The organism is Nonomuraea angiospora (assembly GCF_014873145.1).
Taxonomy (GTDB): Bacteria; Actinomycetota; Actinomycetes; order Streptosporangiales; family Streptosporangiaceae; genus Nonomuraea; species Nonomuraea angiospora.
In genome coordinates this window covers 1,372,761-1,390,484 of record NZ_JADBEK010000001.1, presented here as the reverse complement: position 1 = coordinate 1,390,484, position 17,724 = coordinate 1,372,761, and the positions used below count along the sequence as shown (strand labels likewise).

At 71.8% G+C, this 17,724-nt stretch carries 15 protein-coding genes; 13 read left to right on the top strand and 2 right to left on the bottom strand.

The genetic code is table 11. The annotated features are described in order from the left end of the window. Positions 1-56 precede the first annotated feature (56 nt). The 10 genes from H4W80_RS06340 (at position 57) to H4W80_RS06295 (ending at position 11,837) form a co-directional block, all read left to right on the top strand. Complete coding sequence (locus H4W80_RS06340) at positions 57-941, top strand: LysR family transcriptional regulator (protein ID WP_192784206.1); 885 nt, start codon at positions 57-59, stop codon at positions 939-941. 633 nt (positions 942-1,574) lie between these two features. After that, positions 1,575-2,561, top strand: coding sequence for a substrate-binding domain-containing protein (locus H4W80_RS06335; protein WP_192784205.1), 987 nt, complete (start codon positions 1,575-1,577; stop codon positions 2,559-2,561). A 54-nt stretch (positions 2,562-2,615) separates the two neighbouring features. Further along, positions 2,616-3,668, top strand: coding sequence for a galactitol-1-phosphate 5-dehydrogenase (locus H4W80_RS06330; protein WP_225963281.1), 1,053 nt, complete (start codon positions 2,616-2,618; stop codon positions 3,666-3,668). A 2-nt stretch (positions 3,669-3,670) separates the two neighbouring features. Continuing rightward, positions 3,671-5,185, top strand: a complete 1,515-nt coding sequence (locus H4W80_RS63390) for an FGGY-family carbohydrate kinase (protein WP_192784204.1) — start codon at positions 3,671-3,673, stop codon at positions 5,183-5,185. Next, a complete protein-coding gene (locus tag H4W80_RS06320; protein WP_192784203.1) occupies positions 5,182-6,123 on the top strand; it encodes a sugar-binding transcriptional regulator in 942 nt (313 codons plus the stop codon). Before H4W80_RS63390 ends, H4W80_RS06320 begins: the two co-directional genes overlap by 4 nt. Next, complete coding sequence (locus H4W80_RS06315; protein WP_192784202.1) at positions 6,120-7,607, top strand: sugar ABC transporter ATP-binding protein; 1,488 nt, start codon at positions 6,120-6,122, stop codon at positions 7,605-7,607. The genes H4W80_RS06320 and H4W80_RS06315 overlap by 4 nt, the downstream gene beginning before the upstream one ends. Further along, positions 7,604-8,611 (top strand): ABC transporter permease, encoded by a 1,008-nt coding sequence (locus tag H4W80_RS06310; RefSeq protein WP_192784201.1) that lies wholly within the window; start codon positions 7,604-7,606, stop codon positions 8,609-8,611. Before H4W80_RS06315 ends, H4W80_RS06310 begins: the two co-directional genes overlap by 4 nt. Further along, a complete protein-coding gene (gene deoC, locus H4W80_RS06305) occupies positions 8,604-9,524 on the top strand; it encodes a deoxyribose-phosphate aldolase (RefSeq protein WP_318786723.1) in 921 nt (306 codons plus the stop codon). The genes H4W80_RS06310 and deoC overlap by 8 nt, the downstream gene beginning before the upstream one ends. A gap of 14 nt (positions 9,525-9,538) precedes the next feature. Then, positions 9,539-10,963, top strand: a complete 1,425-nt coding sequence (locus H4W80_RS06300) for an aldehyde dehydrogenase family protein (protein WP_318787607.1) — start codon at positions 9,539-9,541, stop codon at positions 10,961-10,963. Next, entirely contained in the window at positions 10,956-11,837 is an 882-nt protein-coding gene (locus tag H4W80_RS06295) for an aldehyde dehydrogenase family protein (protein ID WP_225963280.1), read from the top strand. The genes H4W80_RS06300 and H4W80_RS06295 overlap by 8 nt, the downstream gene beginning before the upstream one ends. 26 nt (positions 11,838-11,863) lie before the next feature. Here H4W80_RS06295 and H4W80_RS06290 read toward each other — a convergent pair whose 3' ends face one another. Beyond that, positions 11,864-13,339 carry a sulfatase-like hydrolase/transferase gene (locus H4W80_RS06290; RefSeq protein ID WP_318786722.1) on the bottom strand — a complete coding sequence of 492 codons (1,476 nt, stop codon included), beginning with the start codon at positions 13,337-13,339 and terminating at the stop codon, positions 11,864-11,866. A gap of 9 nt (positions 13,340-13,348) precedes the next feature. Continuing rightward, on the bottom strand, positions 13,349-14,809 hold the full coding sequence (locus tag H4W80_RS06285; RefSeq protein WP_192784197.1) for an ABC transporter substrate-binding protein: 1,461 nt from the start codon (positions 14,807-14,809) through the stop codon (positions 13,349-13,351). Positions 14,810-14,950: 141 nt separating this feature from the next. Between H4W80_RS06285 and H4W80_RS06280 the strand changes: the two genes are divergently transcribed. From H4W80_RS06280 to H4W80_RS06270, 3 genes are read left to right on the top strand one after another with little or no spacing between them, the layout of a single operon-like run. Further along, on the top strand, positions 14,951-15,958 hold the full coding sequence (locus tag H4W80_RS06280) for a LacI family DNA-binding transcriptional regulator (RefSeq protein WP_192784196.1): 1,008 nt from the start codon (positions 14,951-14,953) through the stop codon (positions 15,956-15,958). Then, positions 15,955-16,884 carry a carbohydrate ABC transporter permease gene (locus H4W80_RS06275; protein WP_192784195.1) on the top strand — a complete coding sequence of 310 codons (930 nt, stop codon included), beginning with the start codon at positions 15,955-15,957 and terminating at the stop codon, positions 16,882-16,884. The genes H4W80_RS06280 and H4W80_RS06275 overlap by 4 nt, the downstream gene beginning before the upstream one ends. Then, the gene (locus tag H4W80_RS06270; RefSeq protein ID WP_318786721.1) at positions 16,881-17,723 is read left to right on the top strand and encodes a carbohydrate ABC transporter permease; all 843 of its coding nucleotides are present in this window, start codon (positions 16,881-16,883) and stop codon (positions 17,721-17,723) included. The genes H4W80_RS06275 and H4W80_RS06270 overlap by 4 nt, the downstream gene beginning before the upstream one ends. The last annotated feature ends 1 nt before the right edge of the window (position 17,724 follow it).

Below are 17,724 nucleotides of genomic sequence, written 5' to 3'. Positions count from 1 at the left end.
CGCCGCCCCTGGTTAAGCGCCAACGATGATTTGTGGACCTGCTATAAGCAACACTGATGGATCCTCATTTGCTGACCACGTTCGTGACCGTCGCCCGGCACGGCTCGTTCTCCGCGGCCGCCGCCGAGCTCGGCTACACCCAGTCGGCCGTCTCCCAGCAGATCGCCGCGCTGGAGGCCGACCTCGGCCTGCCGCTGCTGCTGCGCCGCCCGGTCGAGCCCACCGAGGCCGGCCGGCGGCTGCTGGAGCACGCCGGGCCGCTGCTGCTGCGCCTGCGCGCGGCCCGCGCCGACGTGCTGCGCGCCGCCGCCCGGCCCGGGCACCGGCTGCGGCTGGCCGCCACCCCGCTGGCCGTCAACCCCATCGTGGCCGCCCGGCTGGCGCGGGCGCGTGCCGGCAATCCGCGCCTGGAGGTGAGCCTGCACACCTGCGGGCGCGACCAGGCCGTCGCGATGGTCGCCGAAGGGCGGGCCGACCTGGGCCTGGCCGACGGGCTGGCCGCCCCGTCCGACCCGCTGCGCCTGCTGGACGCCGGGCCGATGACGGCCGTCAGGGTGAGCGAGGAGGAACTGGTCGTGGCCCTGCCCGCCGGTCACCCCCTGGCCGGGCGGGCGGCGCTGGGGCTGGCCGACCTGGTGGACGCGCGCTGGCTGCAGACCCCGCTGTGCCCGCTGGCCCGGCTGCGCGACCTGGTGGGCGACGGGTTCCCGGTGGGGCTGGACTATCAGGGGGACAACGTGCACACCGTCCTCAACCTGGTCGCCGCCGACCACGGCCTGACCCTCCTGCCGGCCTCAGCCCTCTCCGTCTCTTCCCTGTGGGGGGCCGTGCCGGCAGGGGTGCCGCTGGCCGCGCCCCGGCTGGTCCACCGCGTCGAGCTGCTGCACGGCGCCCTGCCGCCGGGCCCGGCGGCCGACCTGGCCGCCGTCCTGTCCGGCTGACTCGGACGCCGGCCTCCGGCGTGCGGTTTCTGGCCGTCTTCGCCCCGCCGGCCGCCGCCTACCGCCGCCGTCTTCGCCCCGCCCGTTGAAGACCCTGCGCGTTGTCCGGCGGGCCGCTGCACGTCATCGGAATCTCTGACCCACCAGACCACTGATCCATCCTGGGCTCGGAATCCAGGACGACGAGGAAGCCGTACGGACTGGACCCGCTAGGAATGGCATCACGTTCCCGAGCAAGGCCAAGCCACCTGCGGTGAGCGCGGCCTGTTCGCCAACAGCCTCGGGACCGGCCGCGAGCCCGGCTGTGGCTGTGGCACCTTGGCTGCACCCCGTCGATCGCACGCAGGCGAACTCGCTCAACCGTGCCGGGATGCACCGTCCGGCTGGTGGCGGGTTGGCGGTCACCATCGCCGCAGCTCCGGCCGTCGCCTGACACCTCCACTGGCTCGGGCGGGCTACGGACGCCCTCCGGCGGGGCCGGCGCGCTGGCCAGGGCAAACAGTCCGCCGTCGCCCCACAGGTGTGGCTCTCACACTCGCATTCTGCTCATATGAGCAAAATCTGGCTCAAGTGTTGCAGCGAGGTTAATAGGCGACTTACGGTGCGTTATCTACGTCACATACGGAGGCCCAAATGAGTGCATTCCGGTCGCTCTCTATCCCCGCCCTCCTCCTGGTCACCGCCTTGTCCGCATGCTCGGTGTCCAGCACCCCCGGCGGATCCGGCGAGGGCACGGGCAAGCCGGCGGACGGCGCCGTCGCCATCGGCTTCAGCCAGGCGACCCAGCAGTCCCCCTTCTACGTCCAGCTCCGCGAAGGAGCGGAGGCGGCCGCCAAGGAGGCCGGCGCCAAGCTGTACTTCGCCGACGCCGGCGGCGACGTCACCAAGCAGAACAACGACATCCAGGACCTCATCACCCGCCAGGTCGACGTCCTGCTCATCAACCCCGTGGATCCGCAGGGCGTCCAGCCGGGCATCGCCGCGGCCAAGGCGGCGGGCGTCTCGGTCGTGACCGTGGACCGGCCGGTGCCCGAGGGCGCGGTCGCCCACGTCGGGCGTGACAACAAGGCGATGGGCGCGCTCGTCGGCAAGCGGCTCAGCGAACAGCTCGGCGCCAAGGGCGGCAAGGTCATCGAGATCCGCGGCGACGCCGGCGGCGCCGTGGCCCGCGACCGCAGCGCGGGTTTCCACGCGGCCGTGGCGGCCAACCCCAAGATCAAGATCATCGAGGGCCCGTACTCGGACTACGTGCGCTCCAAGGCCGTCACCGCGATGCAGGACCTGCTCCAGGTCCACCCCGACGTGGCCGCCGTCTACGCGCACAACGACGACATGGCGCTCGGCGCGTTGCAGGTGCTCAAGGAGAACGGCAAGAACAAGGTCCTGGTCGCCGGAGTCGACGGGCTCATGGAGGCGGTCAAGCAGATCCCGTCCGGCCAGTACGTGGCCACCGCGCTCAACGATCCCATCTCACTCGGCGCGAAGGCCGTGGAGACAGTGCTCAAGGTTCGCAAGGGCGAGAAGGTCGAGCCGTCCATCGACGCCGGCACCGCGCTGATCGACACGGACAACGCGGCCCAGTACGCCGGGGCCGGCGAATTCGCCGCAGCCGCCCAGTGAGGCAGCCGCCCAGTGAGCACGCGCCAGTCAGCACGTAAGGAGAAAGGCGAAAGAATGTCGGAAACCATGCGGGCCGCGGTACTCCACGCCCCCGGCGACATCAGGGTCGAGCAGGTGCCCGTGCCCGAACCAGGCCCCGGCGAGGCGCTCGTCCGTGTCGCGGCCTGTGGGGTGTGCGGCTCTGACATTCCACGCATGCTGCGCGCGGGGGCCTACCATTTCCCGATCATCTGCGGCCATGAGTTCTCGGGGCACGTGGTGCGCCTCGGCGACCGCCTGGCCGCCACCGGCCGGGTGCGCGAGGGCGACCTGGTCACCGTGCCCCCGCTCATCCCCTGTCACGCCTGCGCCCCCTGCAGCCAGGGCAACTTCAGCCTGTGCAAGGACTACGGCTACTTCGGCAGCCGCAGGGACGGCGCGTACGCGCAGTACGTCACCGTGCCGGACGAGAACCTCATGGTGCTGCCCCCCGACCTCGACCCGCGGGCCGCGGCCATGCTCGACCCGGCCGCGATCGCGCTGCACGCCCTGTGGCGCACCCGGATGCGCGGCGGCCGGCGGGTGGCCGTGGTGGGCGCCGGCCCGATCGGGCTGTTCGCCGTGCAGTGGGCCAGGATCGCCGGAGCGTCCGAAGTGCTGGTCATCGAGCTCAATGAGCAGAAGGCCGCCATGGCCACCGAAGCCGGCGCCACGCACACCGCGACCAGCGCGCAGGCGGCGGCCGAGCTGGCCGGCGACGGCTACGACGTGGTCATCGAGTCCGCGGGGGTGCCCGCCACGGTCGACCAGGCCGTGGCCCTGGCGGCCCGGCACGGCGAGGCGGTGTTCATCGGCATCCCGCACGACCCCGTGGTGCTGCCGAAGGCCACCTTCAGCTCCTTCCTTCGCCGCGAGGTCACCCTGCATGGCGCCTGGAACTCCTTCTCCGCGCCCTTCCCCGGGGAGGAGTGGCGGGTGGCCGCCAAGGCGCTGGCCTCGGGCGGCCTCGCGTGGAAGTTCATGATCACGCATGAGCTGGGGCTGGACGCGCTGCCCGAGACCATGGCCGGCCTCGGCGACCGCTCGATCTTCAGCTCCAAGGTCCTCTTCCTGCCGAACGAGGAGTGACAGTGACGGCTTTCCTCGCTCTCGATCTGGGAACCGAAGGCGCACGGGCCGCGGTCTACAGCGTCGAGGGTGCGCCGATGGGGGCGGGCCACGCCGCGTACCCGACGAGTTTCCCCCGTCCCGGGTGGGCCGAGCAGGATCCGGACGACTGGTGGCGGGCGAGCGTCCACGCCGCCCGCGAGGCGCTCGCCGAGGCGGGCCACCCGTCCGTCGCCGGGGTCGCGGTGGCGACCACGGCCTCGACGGTGGCCGTCCTGGACGGGCAGGGCCGTCCGCTGCGGCCGGCCCTGCTGTGGATGGACGGCCGCGCGAGCGAGGAGTCGGCCCTGACCGCCGCGACCGGCCACCCGGTCCTGCGCTACGCCGGCGGCAGCGACGCGGTCGAGTGGCTGGTGCCCAAGGCCATGTGGCTGGCCCGCCACGAGCCCGAGACCTACCGGGCCGCCGCGCGCATCGCCGAGGCGGTGGACTACATGGTGTGGCGGCTCACCGGGCGATGGGCGGCCTCGCGGATGAACGCGGTCTGCAAGAGCAACTACGACCCGCGCGGCGCGGGCTCCCCGCACGACCTGTACGCCTCGCTCGGCATCGGCGACCTGGCCGGCAAGCTGCCGGACGAGGTCGTGCCCGTCGGCGACCCGGTCGGGCCGCTGGACGCGCGGGCCCGCGAGGAGCTCGGCGTCACCGGTCCCGCCGTCGTCGTCTCGGGCGGCATCGACGCGCACCTGTCGCTGCTGGCCATCGGCGGCGCCCCGGAAGGGCGGGTGTCGATCGTCTGCGGCACGTCCAACGCGTTCGTCACGGAGATCGACGAACCGGTCTTCCCCCCGACAGTCTGGGGGCCGTACCCGGACGCGCTGCACACGGGGCGCTGGCTCGTGGAGGGCGGCCAGGTGAGCGCGGGGTCCGTGCTGGCCTGGGCGGGCGAACGGCTCATCGGGCGGCCGCGGAGCGAGCTCGGCGGCCTCATCAAGGCCGCGGCGGCGCTGCCGCCGGTCGAGCACGGGCTGATCGTCCTGGACTACTTCATGGGCAATCGCACGCCGCTACGCGATCCGCGCCTGCGGGGCGCGGTGCTCGGGCTGACCCTGGCCAGCTCTCCCGAGCAGGTCTACCGGGCCGCCGTGGAGGGCGTCGCGTACGGCACCCGCCAGGTCATCGACTCCTTCACCGACGGCGGGATCGCCGTGGACGAGGTCTTCCTGTCCGGCGGCATCCGGCACAACGAGCTGTGGCTCCAGACGACCGCGGACGTGCTCGGGCGGCCGGTCCACCTGGTGGCCGGTGACAATCTCACGCTGCGCGCCTGCTCGGTGCTCGCCGCGGCCGGCTCCGGATGGCACGCCTCGCTGGCGGAGGCCGCGGCGCAGTACGCGCCCCGGGTGCGCACAGTCGAGCCGGTCGCCGAGCACGTGGCGGCGTACCAGGCCGGTTACGCCGACTACCGCGCGGCCACGCGGGCCACCACAGAGATCTCCCACCGGCTGAGCCAGCCAGGACGGAGCCGCGGCGCATGACCGACGACGACCAGTTGTACCAGGTGGCCGTGCGCTACTACGAAAGCGGTGAGACGCAGGAGCAGATCGCGCACGCGCTGCACCTGACCCGCTGGAAGGTGGGGCGGATGCTGGCCGAGGCGCGCGAGGTCGGCATCGTCCGGATCGAGGTGCTGCATCCGCGTTCCCGGGTGCGCACCCTGGAGCGCTCGCTGAAGGAGCGGTTCGGGCTGCGGGACGCCATCGTGGTGGCGAGCGGCGGCGACCGCGACGCCGAGCAGGTGCGCGACCGGGTGGCCGCGGCCGGAGCCGACCACCTGACGGAGATCCGGCCCGTGCCCCGGCTGATCGGGGTCTCCTGGGGGCGGACGCTCGACCGGCTGGCCGGAGGGCTCGCCCCCGGCTGGGCCACCGGCGTCAACGTGGTGCAGATCAACGGCGCGCTCAGCCGGTCGCGGCAGCCGACCAGTGCGCACAGCATGGCGAGCATGATCGCCCACCACGGCGGCGGCACCGCGACGTTGCTGACCGCGCCCGCGATCGTGGAGCAGCAGAGCACCCGGGCGGTGCTGGAGAGCGACCGGGCCGTCTCCGACGTGCTCGCGCTGGCCGCCAGGGCGGACCTGTTCCTGTTCAGCCCCGGCGGCATGGGCAGCGACTCGGTGCTGGTCGATTCCGGCCAGATCGACGCCGACGACCTCGACAGGCTCTCCCGGGCCGGCGCGGTCGGCGACGTGCTGGGCCGCTTCATCGACGCGCGGGGCCGGATCGTCGACCCGGACCTCGACGGCCGCACGCTCGGCCTCTCCCTGGACGCCCTGCGCTCGGCCACCACCTCGGTCGCGCTGGTCAGCGGCGAGGCCAAGCGGGCGGTGTGCCGTGCCGTCGTGACGAACGGGCTCTGCGACGTGCTGATCACCGACGACCAGAACGCCATCCACCTGCTGGAGGAGCCATGACCGAACGCCTGCGCATGACCGGCATCGTCAAGCGCTTTCCCGGCACCGTCGCCCTGGACGGCGTGGAGCTGAGCGTGCGCCCCGGCGAGGTGCACTGCCTGCTGGGCGAGAACGGAGCCGGCAAGAGCACCCTCATGAAGATCCTGGCCGGGTCCTACCAGCCCGACGAGGGCACGATCCTGCTGGACGGGCAGCCTTTCAGGCCCGCCACCCCGCACGCGGGCCTGACGGCCGGCATCGCCGTCATCTACCAGGAGCTGGACCTGCTGCCCGACCTCACCGTCGCGCAGAACCTGCTGCTGGGCCGGGCACCCCGGCTGGGACCGTTCGTGCGCCGGGCACGGCGCGCGAAGCTCGCCCGCGAGGCGCTGGACCGGGTCGGCGCCTCCTTCCCGGTCACCACCCGGGTCAGGGACCTGCCGATCGCCGCCCAGCAGCTCACCGCCATCGCCAAGGCGCTGACGGCCGACGCGCGCGTCATCGTCATGGACGAGCCGTCGGCCACGCTCGGCGAGAGCGAGCTGCTCGCGGTGTTCGAGGTCATCCGGTCCCTCACCGCGGAAGGACGCTCGGTGATCTTCATCTCGCACCGCATGGACGAGGTGATGGAGATCGGCGACCGCGCCACCGTGTTGCGCGACGGCCGCACGGCCGGCGTCTACGACCTGGCCTCGACCGGCCCTGACGAGATCGTGGCCGCGATGATCGGCGAGGCCGGCGAGCTCGTGGGGACCACCGACCGGGCCGCGCCCGAGGGCGAGCCGCTGCTCGGCGTCGAGCGGGTGCACGTGCCCGGGCTGCTCGACGTACGCGGCATCGAGGTGCGGCCCGGCGAGGTCGTCGGGCTCGCCGGGCTGGGCGGCGCGGGACGCACCACGCTGCTGCGCGCCCTGTTCGGCGACCTCAACGCGCAGGTCACGGCCCGGCTGGACGGCCGCCCGCTCAAGGCCGGCAGCCCGGCCGCCGCCGTGCGCGCGGGCCTGGCGCTGGTACCGGAGAGCAGGAAGGAGCAGGGCCTGATGCTCGGGCTGTCCGTGAGCCGCAACGCCGCGATCGGCGCGCTCGGCCGGCCGCCGTGGTTGCTGCCCGGCCGGCTCGGGCGGCGTCTCTCCCGGCCCGCGCTCGCCGGCCTGGGCGTCAAGGCCGCCGGAGCCGGCCAGCTCGTGGGGCAACTGTCCGGCGGCAACCAGCAGAAGGTGGTGCTGGCCAAGTGGATCACCCGCGGCGGGATCAAGGTCCTGCTGCTGGACGAGCCCACGCGCGGCCTGGACGTCGGCGCCAAGGCCGACCTCTACCGGCAGGTGCGCCACCTCGCCGACCAGGGCGTGGCCGTGCTGCTCGCCAGCAGCGAGCTCAACGAGCTGACCGCCAACGCCGACCGCATCCAGGTCCTGTACGAGGGCCGCAACGTCGCGTGTTTCGACCCCCGGGTCAGTCCGGAGAGCGTCATCGCGCACACCGTCATCACAGGAGCCGCACCATGACCGCATCCATCGGATCCACGGCGGGCCTGACCGCCGGCCAGGAAGGTGGCGCCCGCTCGCGCCGCGGCGCCGACCTGATCGTCAAGTCCAACCTGCTGCTGGTCTTCCTCGCCTTGTGCGTGGTGGCGTCGCTGCTGGCCCCGCAGTTCCTGACCGGCCGCAACATCGCCAACCTGCTGCAGCAGTCGTCACTGACCGGAATCGTCGCCATCGGCATGACCATGGTGGTGCTGACGGCGGGCATCGACCTGTCGGTCGGCAGCGTGGCGGCCTTCGGCGGGATGACCGTCGCCCTGCTCATGGCCGCGGGCGTGCCGGTCCTGCCGGCGATCCTGCTCACCGTGACGGCCGGCGCGGCGTTCGGCGCCGTCATGGGCGGTCTGTCGGCCTACCTGTCGCTGCCGGCGTTCATGACCACGCTGGCCGGGCTCACCGCCATCCGCGGGCTCACCTACCTGCTGACCGACGGCAAGCCCGCGGAAGCCGGCGGCTCGGAGGCGTTCCAGCTGCTCGGCGGCGGGTTCATCGGCTACGTGCCGATCGCCGGGATCATCTTCGTGGTGATCACGATTCTCGCCGCCGTGGTGCTGCGCGGCACCACGTTCGGCGAGTACGTCTACGCGGTCGGCAGCAACAAGGAGGCCGCGCGCCTGTCCGGCCTGCCCGTCCGCGGCGTGATCACCACCGTGTTCGCCGTGTCCGGCGCGCTGGCGGCGCTGGCCGGGGTGCTGCTCACCTCCCGCCTGACCGTGGGCCAGCCCACCGCCTTCAACGGGCTGGAACTGGACGCGATCGCAGCAGTGGTGCTCGGCGGCACCAACCTGTTCGGCGGCCGGGGCGGCGTGTTCGGCACATTCGTGGCGGTGCTGCTGCTGTCGGTGCTGCGCAACCTGTGCAACCTGCTCGGCCTGGGCTCCTTCTTCCAGATGGTGGTGACTGGCCTCATCCTGCTGGTCGCCCTCATCCTCAACATGCTGATCGAGAGGCGTGGCGCTCGTGCCTGACACCATCCCCGGCTCGTTGCGGGCCTATCTCCACGGACTGCCCGGCGTCGACGAGGTCGGCGTCGGCCGGCGCGCGGCCGACCTGTCCACCCGATCCGTCAAGACCACGGCCAAGCGGCACGCGATCGACCTGGCCATCGGCATGGTCGACCTGACCACCCTCGAGGGGGCGGACACGCCGGGCAAGGTACGCGCGCTGGCGGCCAAGGCCATGCGGCCCGACCCTGCCGACCCCACCGCTCCCCCGGTCGCCGCGGTCTGCGTGTACCCCGACCTGGTCGCCGTGGCCGCCCAGGCCCTGGCGGGCAGCCGCGTCGGGCTCGCCTCGGTCGCCACCGGCTTCCCCTCCGGGCGCACGTCGCTGGAGGTGAAGCTGGCCGACACGGCCGCGGCGGTGGCCGCGGGCGCGACCGAGATCGACATGGTCATCGACCGTGGAGCGTTCCTGGCAGGCGACTACCGCAAGGTGTTCGACGAGATCACGGCCGTCAAGGAGCGGTGCGGCCCGGCTCATCTGAAGGTCATCCTGGAGACCGGCGAGCTGGTCACCTACGACAACGTGCGCCGGGCGTCCTGGCTCGCGCTGCACGCCGGGGCCGACTTCATCAAGACCTCCACCGGCAAGGTCGCGCCGGCCGCCACCTTGCCGGTCACCCTGGTCATGCTGGAGGCCGTCCGGGACTACCGGGCCGCCACCGGACGCCAGGCGGGGGTGAAACCGGCCGGCGGCATCCGCACCACCAAGGACGCGATCCGCTATCTGGTGCTGGTCAAGGAGATCGCCGGGGACGACTGGCTGGATCCGGCGTGGTTCCGGCTGGGCGCCTCGACGCTGCTGAACGACCTGCTCATGCAGCGCACCAAGCTCGCCACCGGCCACTACGGCGGGCCCGACTACTACACCATCGACTAGGGAGAGGCGTGGAGATCTTCGAGTACGCGCCCGCGCCGGAGGCACGATCCCTCGTGTCCATCCGGCCGTCGTACGACCTGTTCATCGACGGCGAGTTCGTCGAGGCCGAGAGCGACGAGCGCATCGTCACGGTCAACCCGGCGGACGAGGAGCCGCTGGCCGAGGTCGCCGCCGCCGGCGACGCCGACGTGGCGCGCGCCTTCGCCGCCGCGCGGCGGGCCTTCGAGCGGGTGTGGTCACCCCTGCCGGGCGCCGAACGCGGCAAATACCTGTTCAGAATCGCGCGCATCATCCAGGAACGCGCCCGCGAGCTCGCCGTGCTCGAGTCACTCGACAACGGCAAACCGATCAAGGAGACCAGGGACGTCGACCTGCCGCTGGTCGCGGCCCACTTCTTCTACTACGCCGGCTGGGCCGACAAGCTGGCGCACGCCGGGCACGGCAGCGCCAGGCCGCTGGGCGTGGCCGCGCAGGTCATCCCGTGGAACTTCCCCCTGCTGATGCTCGCGTGGAAGGTCGCGCCCGCGCTGGCCACCGGGAACACGGTCGTGCTCAAGCCCGCCGAGACCACCCCGCTGACCGCCCTGGCCTTCGCCGAGATCTGCCAGGAGGCGGGGCTGCCGCCGGGCGTGGTGAACATCGTGACCGGAGCCGGCGCCACCGGCCAGGCCGTGGTCGCGCACCCGGACGCCGACAAGGTGGCCTTCACCGGCTCCACCGAGGTGGGCAGGCAGATCGCCCGCGCCGTCGCCGGCACGCGCAAGCGGCTCACCCTGGAGCTGGGCGGCAAGGGCGCCAACATCGTCTACGACGACGCGGCGATCGACCAGGCCGTCGAGGGGATCGTCACGGGGATCTTCTTCAACCAGGGGCACGTGTGCTGCGCGGGCTCGCGGCTGCTGGTCCAGGAATCGATCGCGGACGAGCTGCTGGCCAGGCTGCGGGCCCGCATCGAACGGCTGCGCCTCGGCGACCCGCTGGACAAGAACACCGACATCGGAGCCGTCAACTCCGCCGCGCAGCTCGCCAGGATCCGCGAACTCGCCGCCGCCGGCGAGTCGGAGGGCGCCACGGGCTGGTCGCCGTCGTGCCCGCTGCCGGAACGCGGATACTGGTTCCCGCCCACCGTGTTCACCGGGGTCACGCAGGCGCACCGGATCGCCCGCGAGGAGATCTTCGGCCCCGTGCTGTCGGTTCTCACCTTCCGCACCCCGGAGGAGGCCGTGAGCAAGGCCAACAACACGCCGTACGGGCTGTCCGCCGGGGTGTGGACGGAGAAGGGCTCCCTGATGCTCTGGACCGCGAGCCGGCTGCGCGCCGGTGTGGTGTGGTCCAACACCTTCAACGTGTTCGATCCCGCCAGCCCCTTCGGCGGCAACAAGGAGTCCGGTTACGGCCGCGAGGGCGGTCGGCACGGGCTGGAGGCATACCTTGGCTGACATCCCCTCGCGCGTTCCGTCACGGGTGGCCGTGCGCAGGACGTACAAGCTCTACATCGGCGGCGCGTTCCCGCGCTCGGAATCAGGCAGGTCCTATCCCGTGACGTCCCCGGCCGGAGACCAGCTCGCCAACGCCGCCCTGGCCTCGCGTAAAGACGTGCGCGACGCCGTGGTGGCGGCTCGCAAGGCGTTCCCCGGCTGGTCGGGCCGCACCGCCTACAACCGCGGCCAGATCCTCTACCGGATCGCCGAGATGATGGAAGGACGGCGGGCCCAGTTCGCCGAGGAGGTGGCCGCGGCGGAAGGGGTCAGCGAGGACAGGGCGCGGGCGCTGGTCTCTGCGGCCGTCGACCGCTGGGTCTACTACGCCGGATGGGCCGACAAGATCGGCCAGGTGCTGGGCGGAGCCAACCCGGTGTCCGGCCCGTACTTCAACCTCTCAGAGCCGGACCCGACGGGCGTCGTGGGCGTCCTCGCACCCGCCGGTTCCTCGCTGCTCGGGCTGGTCTCCGTGCTCGCGCCCGTGATCACCTCCGGCAACACGGCGGTGCTGGTGGCGAGCGAACGCGCCCCGCTGCCCGCCGTCACGCTGGCCGAAGCGCTGGCCACCTCGGACCTGCCGGCCGGCGTCGCGAACATCCTGACCGGCCGCCTGGCCGAGCTCGCCCCGCCGCTGGCCGGCCACGCCGACGTGAACGCCCTGGACCTGGCCGGCTCGGGGACTCTCGCGGGCGAGCTTGAGGCGCTGGCGGCGACCACCCTCAAGAGGGTCCTGCGGCCCGCCGGAGACGACTGGGACGACCCCGATCCCGGGCTTTCCCGGATCAGGCCCTTCCTGGAGATCAAGACAGTCTGGCACCCCATCGGCCGGTAACCCGGAAGAGCCTGCGCGTCCCGGGGCTACCTCCCTCCCGGGGCGTGCCAGTTGTGTGGTGCGCGTTTAAGGGTGTATGCCGCCTCCGGCAGGTCGTCCCGGACGCGGATCATCCAGCGGGCGAGGTCGGTCGTGAGGGCGGCACGGATCTCGGCGAGCGCCGGATCGTCATACCGGTTGTCCAGCTCCGCCGGGTCTGCCTCCAGGTCGTAGAGCTCGCCGGTGCCGCGCTCGTCCAGGAGCAGCTTCCATTGGGCGCGCCGGAGCATCACCGTCGTGCCGGCCTGGGTGACGGTGTTGAGCTCGTCGAAGGTGCGGCCCTCGTACGGGAAGTGCAGCGGAGGGCGCTCGTCGACGCCGTAGGACAGCCCTCCGAACCCGCGCTCGCCGTACCCGGTGGCGAACTCCTCGGCCGGGTACTGAGCGCCGGTGAGCAGGGGCCACAGGCTGCGGCCCTGGACGCCGGGCGGGATCTCCGTGTCGAGGGCGTCGCAGATCGTCGGTAGCAGATCGGCGAGCGAGACGAAGTCGGTGTCGTTGGCCAGCGGCCGCACCCCCGGCCCGGCCACGGCGAACGGGATGCGCATCAGGCACTCCGCCATGCCGGCGCCCTTGCGCTGCAGGCCGTAGTCGCCGGCGTAGTCGCCGTGGTCGGCGACGAAGAACACCAGCGTGTCCGTGTCGCGCCCGGTCTCACGCAGGTGGGTGAAGAACCGGCGGAGCTGGTCGTCGATGAGCCGCAGCATGCCGCAGTAGTTGGCGCGGTAGCGCCGCCACTCGGCGTCGTAGCCGGGCCGTTTCTCCTCGATCAGCTCGCGCAGCCAGGCGTACGTGCCGCCCTTGCGCGCGGCGCCTTCGGGGCCCGTGAGCCGTTCCGGCATCTCACCGGGGTCGAACAGGCTGAAGTACGGCTCCGGCACCTGGTACGGGTTGTGCGGTTCGGGAAACGACAACCAGGTGAAGAACGGCCGGTCAGCGGGGGTGCGTTCGATGGCGTCGATCGCGCCGTCCACGATCCGGTAGGGGAACTGGCACTCCACCGGGAACGGCGTGGGCTCGTGCCCGACCGAGTGGTCCAGCTCGGCCAGCCACCGCTCGAAACGGGCCTGCTCGGGCGTCGCCGCGCCGTCCGGGCCGCGATCATGCCAGTACGGCGCCGCGAACGTGTCGAAGTCGGCCTGCTCGCGGTAAAAGTGCGTCTTGCCCGCCAGGTGCAGCGCGTAGCCGGCGTCGCGGAGCACGTCCACCAGGTCGGCCCCGCGCAGCACGTGCCGGGCGGCGCTGTTCTGGCGGACGCGGTGCGCGGACGGGTAGCGCCCGGTGAGCAGGCTGATCCGGGCGGGCACGCACAGCGGCGAGGTGGTGTACGCCCGCCGGAACCGCGTCCCTCCGCCCATCAGCCCGTCGAGGAAGGGCATGGTGTCCAGGGGGAAGCCGCTCTCGGCCGTCCAGTCGGCCCGCTGCTGATCGGTCATGATCAGCACGATGTTGGGTCGGTTCACGGTGCTCCGTCAGCGCTCGGCGTACATCGGTTTGGTGTAGTCCGTCCGCGGCTTCCAGTTGGGGAAGGCGTAGTCGTCCAGGCTGACCTGCGCGCCCTTGGCCTTGGCCGCGGCGATCGCCGCGTCGCGCATGGCGGCGCTGTCGCTGGACAGCTTGGTCAGCGCCGCGCGCACGTCGGTGACGTCGCCGGTGAGCGCGCCCTGGACGATGTCCCCGAGGGTGGGGGTGACCGGTTTGGTGGCGATCTGCACCTGCTGGAGGTCCTTGTTGCCGGCGATCGGCTCAGGGGCCAGGAAGACGCTCTCCTTGAACCAGCCGATCAGCTTCTTGTAGGCGGGGTGCGCCTGGGACTGGTCGACGACGGAGATGTCGCGCGGCGGCTGCGACATGGTGTCGGCGACCCGGCGTGAGTACTCCTCCGTGGTGAAGTGCTCGCTCAGCAGCTTGCTCGCCAGCGCGGCGTTCTTGCTCGTCGAGGACAACCAGTAGTCCCCGGGCTGCGGCACATGGTAGGTGGCCACTTCGGCGCCGGCCTCCGGCGTCAGGATCGGTCCCACGCCGAGCTTGTCCGCGAAGCCGGGCGTCGCCTTCAGCGCCACGCCGGGGCACCACGGGCCGTCGAAGTAGTACGCGGCGATCCCGGCGGTCCACCGGGCCCGGGCCACGTCGTCCAGCCAGGAGTTCGCCCCGGGCACCAGCACCTTGTCCCGGCTCAGCGAGACCAGGAACTCGATCACGTTGAGGTACTCGTCGGAGTGGAAGGCGAACTCGCCGTTGCCGTAGCGGACGCCGGCGGCCCCGGCGAACCCGGCCGCCTGCGCCAGGTCGTTGACCTGCTCGGCCAGCCGTATCGGCATGCCGATGTTCCACACCCAGCCGTAGGTCTGGCCGCCGCCCTTGCCCTGCACCGCGCGCGCCGCGGCCCGGAACTCGTCGTACGTCTTCGGTGGCGCCTCCGGATCCAGCCCGGCACGCGCGACCAGCTCCTTGTTGAACCACGTCACCGCCGAGTAGGTCTGGTGGCTGAAGATGGGGAAGGCGTAGATCTTGCCGTCGAACGTGTGCAGGCCCTCGATGAGCGAGTCCTGGACCCGGGCCTTCGCCTCGGCGCTGAGCTCCAGCGGCTGCGACCATCCGGCGGCGACGAGCGCCGCGGCGGGCAGCGTGAGCCCGGCGTTGCTGCGCAGGTCGGGGAGCTGATTGCTCTGTTTGGCCAGTTGGAGCGCCTGGCCCAGCTTCGCGGGGTTGTAGTACGTGTACTGGACGGGGGCGCCGCCGGGGCTCTTGGCGAACTGGGCGAAGATCTCCTTCTTCGCCTGCTGAAGCTGGTTCTGGTGATCCCACCAGGTCAGCGAGTTGCCACCGCCGCCACTCCCAGCCCCGCCACTCCCGCCGCACGCACTGGTCGCGGCCACGGCCGTCAGGGCACCCGCCGCGGCGAGGAACCCTCGCCGAGTCATCGCGGTCATCGGTCCTGCCTTTCACCGCGCGGCGCGTGAACGTGTCGTAAAGAAATGTTGCCGCGTGGCAAATTCATTCTTGCCACGCGGCATGCCGCGCGGCAAGACTTCTCCTTGAACAATGCTGCCGACTGGAGGATGTGAGCGGCTGTGGTCACCCAGCGCGACGTGGCGCGGCTGGCGGGAGTCTCCGTGCGGACCGTGTCCAACGTCGTCAACAACTTCGCGTACGTGTCCGAGGAGACCCGCGCCCAGGTCCAGCGGGCCCTGGACGAGCTCGGCTACCGGCCGAACGTCGCGGCGCGCAGCCTCAACCGGGGACGCTCCGACCTGCTGGCCCTCGTGCTGCCGCTGGACGTGCCGTACTTCACCGAGCTGGCCGCCCACGTGGTGGACCAGGCGGAGGAGCGCGGCTACACGGTGCTGATCGACCGCACCGAGGGGGTGGCCGAACGGGAGCGGCAGATCGTCATGCGGCGGGACCGCTCGGCTCTCTTCGACGGGTTCATCTTCAGCCCGCTCGGCCTGACCCCCGACGAGCTGCGTGACTGGGCGGGCGAGTGCCCGGCGGTGACGCTGGGCGAGGTGCAGGTGGAGGGCGTGGACCACGTCGCCATCGACGACACCGCCGCCGCCAGAAGCGCCACCGCCCACCTGACCTCCCTGGGCCGGACGCGGATCGCCGCCATCGGCCTGGTGGACCGGCCGGTGGGCAACACCGCGGCGCACCGGTCGGCCGGATACCGGCAGGCGCTGGAGGAGGCGGGGCTGCCCCTGCGTGCCGAGCTCACCGTGCCGGTGCTGCGCTACCAGCGGCAGGACGGCCGGCTCGCGATGGAGCGGCTGCTCGACCTGCCGGAACCGCCGGACGCGGTGTTCTGCTACAACGACCTGCTGGCGCTCGGCGCGATGCGGGCGATCCTGGCGCGAGGCCTGCGGGTGCCGCAGGACATCGCCGTGGCCGGGTTCGACGGCATCGAGGAGGGCCGGTTCGCCACCCCGCCGCTGACCACCATCGTGCCCGACAAGGAGAAGATCGCCGAACTGGCCGTGCGGCGCCTGCTGGAGCGCGTCGAGGGCGACGACAGCCCCCCGGTGCAGCTCGAGGCGCCGTGGCGGCTGATGGTCGACGAGAGCACCACGGGCGTGCGCGGATGACGGTCGCACTCCCCCCTGCGGCGCGCCGGCGCCGCGACCGCACCACCCTGTACGTCTGGCTGTTCCTGACCCCGACCGTGCTCCTGTACGGCGCGTTCACGGTCTACCCCATCGTCGGCAGCTACGTGTACTCGCTCACCGACTGGAACGGGTTCGACGCGAGCCCTTCGTTCATCGGCCTGGCCAACTACCAGGAGGTCCTGGCCGACCCGATGTTCTGGAGCTCGTTCCGGCTGACGCTGACGTTCATGCTCGTCGCGGTGCCGATCCAGGTGCTGGCCACGCTGCTGATCGCGATCGTGCTCAACTCGCCGCGCATGCCGCTGCGCAAGTTGTTCAGGACCGCCCTGTTCCTGCCGGTGGTCACCACGACGGCGATCGTCGGCGTGGTGATGCAGTTCGTGTTCGACCCGGCCAGCGGCCCGGTCAACCTGGCGTTGCGCGAGGCCGGGCTGGCGCCGGACGGCGTCGACTTCCTCGGGCAGTCCTCGACGGCGCTCGGCACGACGATCGGCGTGTACGTCTGGAAGTGGTTCGGCATCACGCTGGTCTACTGGCTGGCCGCGCTGCAGACCGTGCCGAACGAGGTGTACGAGGCGGCCCGGCTCGACGGCGCCGGCGCCCTGGCCACGCTCCGCCACATCACCATGCCGCTGCTCAAGCCCTTCCTGGTGATCATCACCCTGCTCTCGGTCGAGGCGTCGCTGCAGGTCTTCGACCTCGTCCTGACCATGACCAACGGCGGCCCGTTCTACTCGACCGAGGTGATCGAGGTGTACATCTACCGGTGGGCCTTCGCCGCGACGGTCCCCCGGCTCGGGTACGCGTCCGCGGCCGCCGTGCTGTTCGGCCTGTTCGTGTGCCTCGTCGGCATGGTGCAACTGCTCGCGATGCGCGCCACCCGCCGGACCAGGGGGATGGCGTGAACGCGGCCACGGTCCTGCGCCGGCTGCCCTGGTGGCTGGCCGCCGCCGCACTCGCCATCGGCTGCCTGATCTGGATCTACCCGTTCCTGTGGATGGTCTCGGCGTCGTTCAAGACGTCGGCCGAGGTGTTCACCAAGGGGCTCGACCTGCTGCCCGACGCACCGGAGTGGGCCAACTACGAGCGCGCGTGGGTCGAGGCGGAGTTCGGCAAATACCTGCTCAACACCGTGATCATCACCGTGTGCACGGTGGTGGTCGTGGTGGTCAGGTGCGCCATGACCGGGTACGTCCTCGCGCGCCACGAGTTCCGCGGCCGCAAGCTCATCATGGGCGTCCTGGTGGCCACGCTGTTCGTCCCGGCCGGCTACACCATCATCCCGCTGGTCGACCTGTCCCAGAAGCTCGGCCTGCTCAACTCGCTGACCGGCATCATCCTGGCGATGTCGGGCGCCGCGAACGTGGCGGCCATCCTGCTCTATTTCGGCTACTTCCGCGGCATCCCCAAGGAGCTGACCGAGGCCGCGCTCATCGACGGCGCCGGCTTCGCCACCATCTTCTTCCGCGTCATGCTCCCACTGGCCAAGCCGGTGACCGCCACGGTCACCGTGCTGACCTTCCTGTCCACCTGGAACGCGTTCTTCCTGCCGCTGGTCTTCACGTTCTCGCGGCCCGACCTGCGCACTGTCAGCGTCGGCATGCTGGCGTTCGTCGGTGAGAACGCCACCGACTGGTCGGGCATGGCCGCCGCGGCGACGATCTCGCTGCTGCCGGTCGTCGTGCTGTTCGTCGTGCTGCAGCGGTACTTCATCGAGGGCATCGCCGGTGCAGTCAAATCCTGAC

Bases quoted from the DNA above. Each gene is read 5' to 3' on its own strand.
- H4W80_RS06320 (WP_192784203.1), top strand. From the start codon at position 5,182: ATGACCGACGACGACCAGTTGTACCAGGTGGCCGTGCGCTACTACGAA.
- H4W80_RS06310 (WP_192784201.1), top strand. From the start codon at position 7,604: ATGACCGCATCCATCGGATCCACGGCGGGCCTGACCGCCGGCCAGGAA.
- H4W80_RS06330 (WP_225963281.1), top strand. From the start codon at position 2,616: ATGTCGGAAACCATGCGGGCCGCGGTACTCCACGCCCCCGGCGACATC.
- H4W80_RS06315 (WP_192784202.1), top strand. From the start codon at position 6,120: ATGACCGAACGCCTGCGCATGACCGGCATCGTCAAGCGCTTTCCCGGC.
- H4W80_RS06285 (WP_192784197.1), bottom strand. From the start codon at position 14,809: ATGACCGCGATGACTCGGCGAGGGTTCCTCGCCGCGGCGGGTGCCCTG.
- H4W80_RS06275 (WP_192784195.1), top strand. From the start codon at position 15,955: ATGACGGTCGCACTCCCCCCTGCGGCGCGCCGGCGCCGCGACCGCACC.
- H4W80_RS06335 (WP_192784205.1), top strand. From the start codon at position 1,575: ATGAGTGCATTCCGGTCGCTCTCTATCCCCGCCCTCCTCCTGGTCACC.
- H4W80_RS06340 (WP_192784206.1), top strand. From the start codon at position 57: ATGGATCCTCATTTGCTGACCACGTTCGTGACCGTCGCCCGGCACGGC.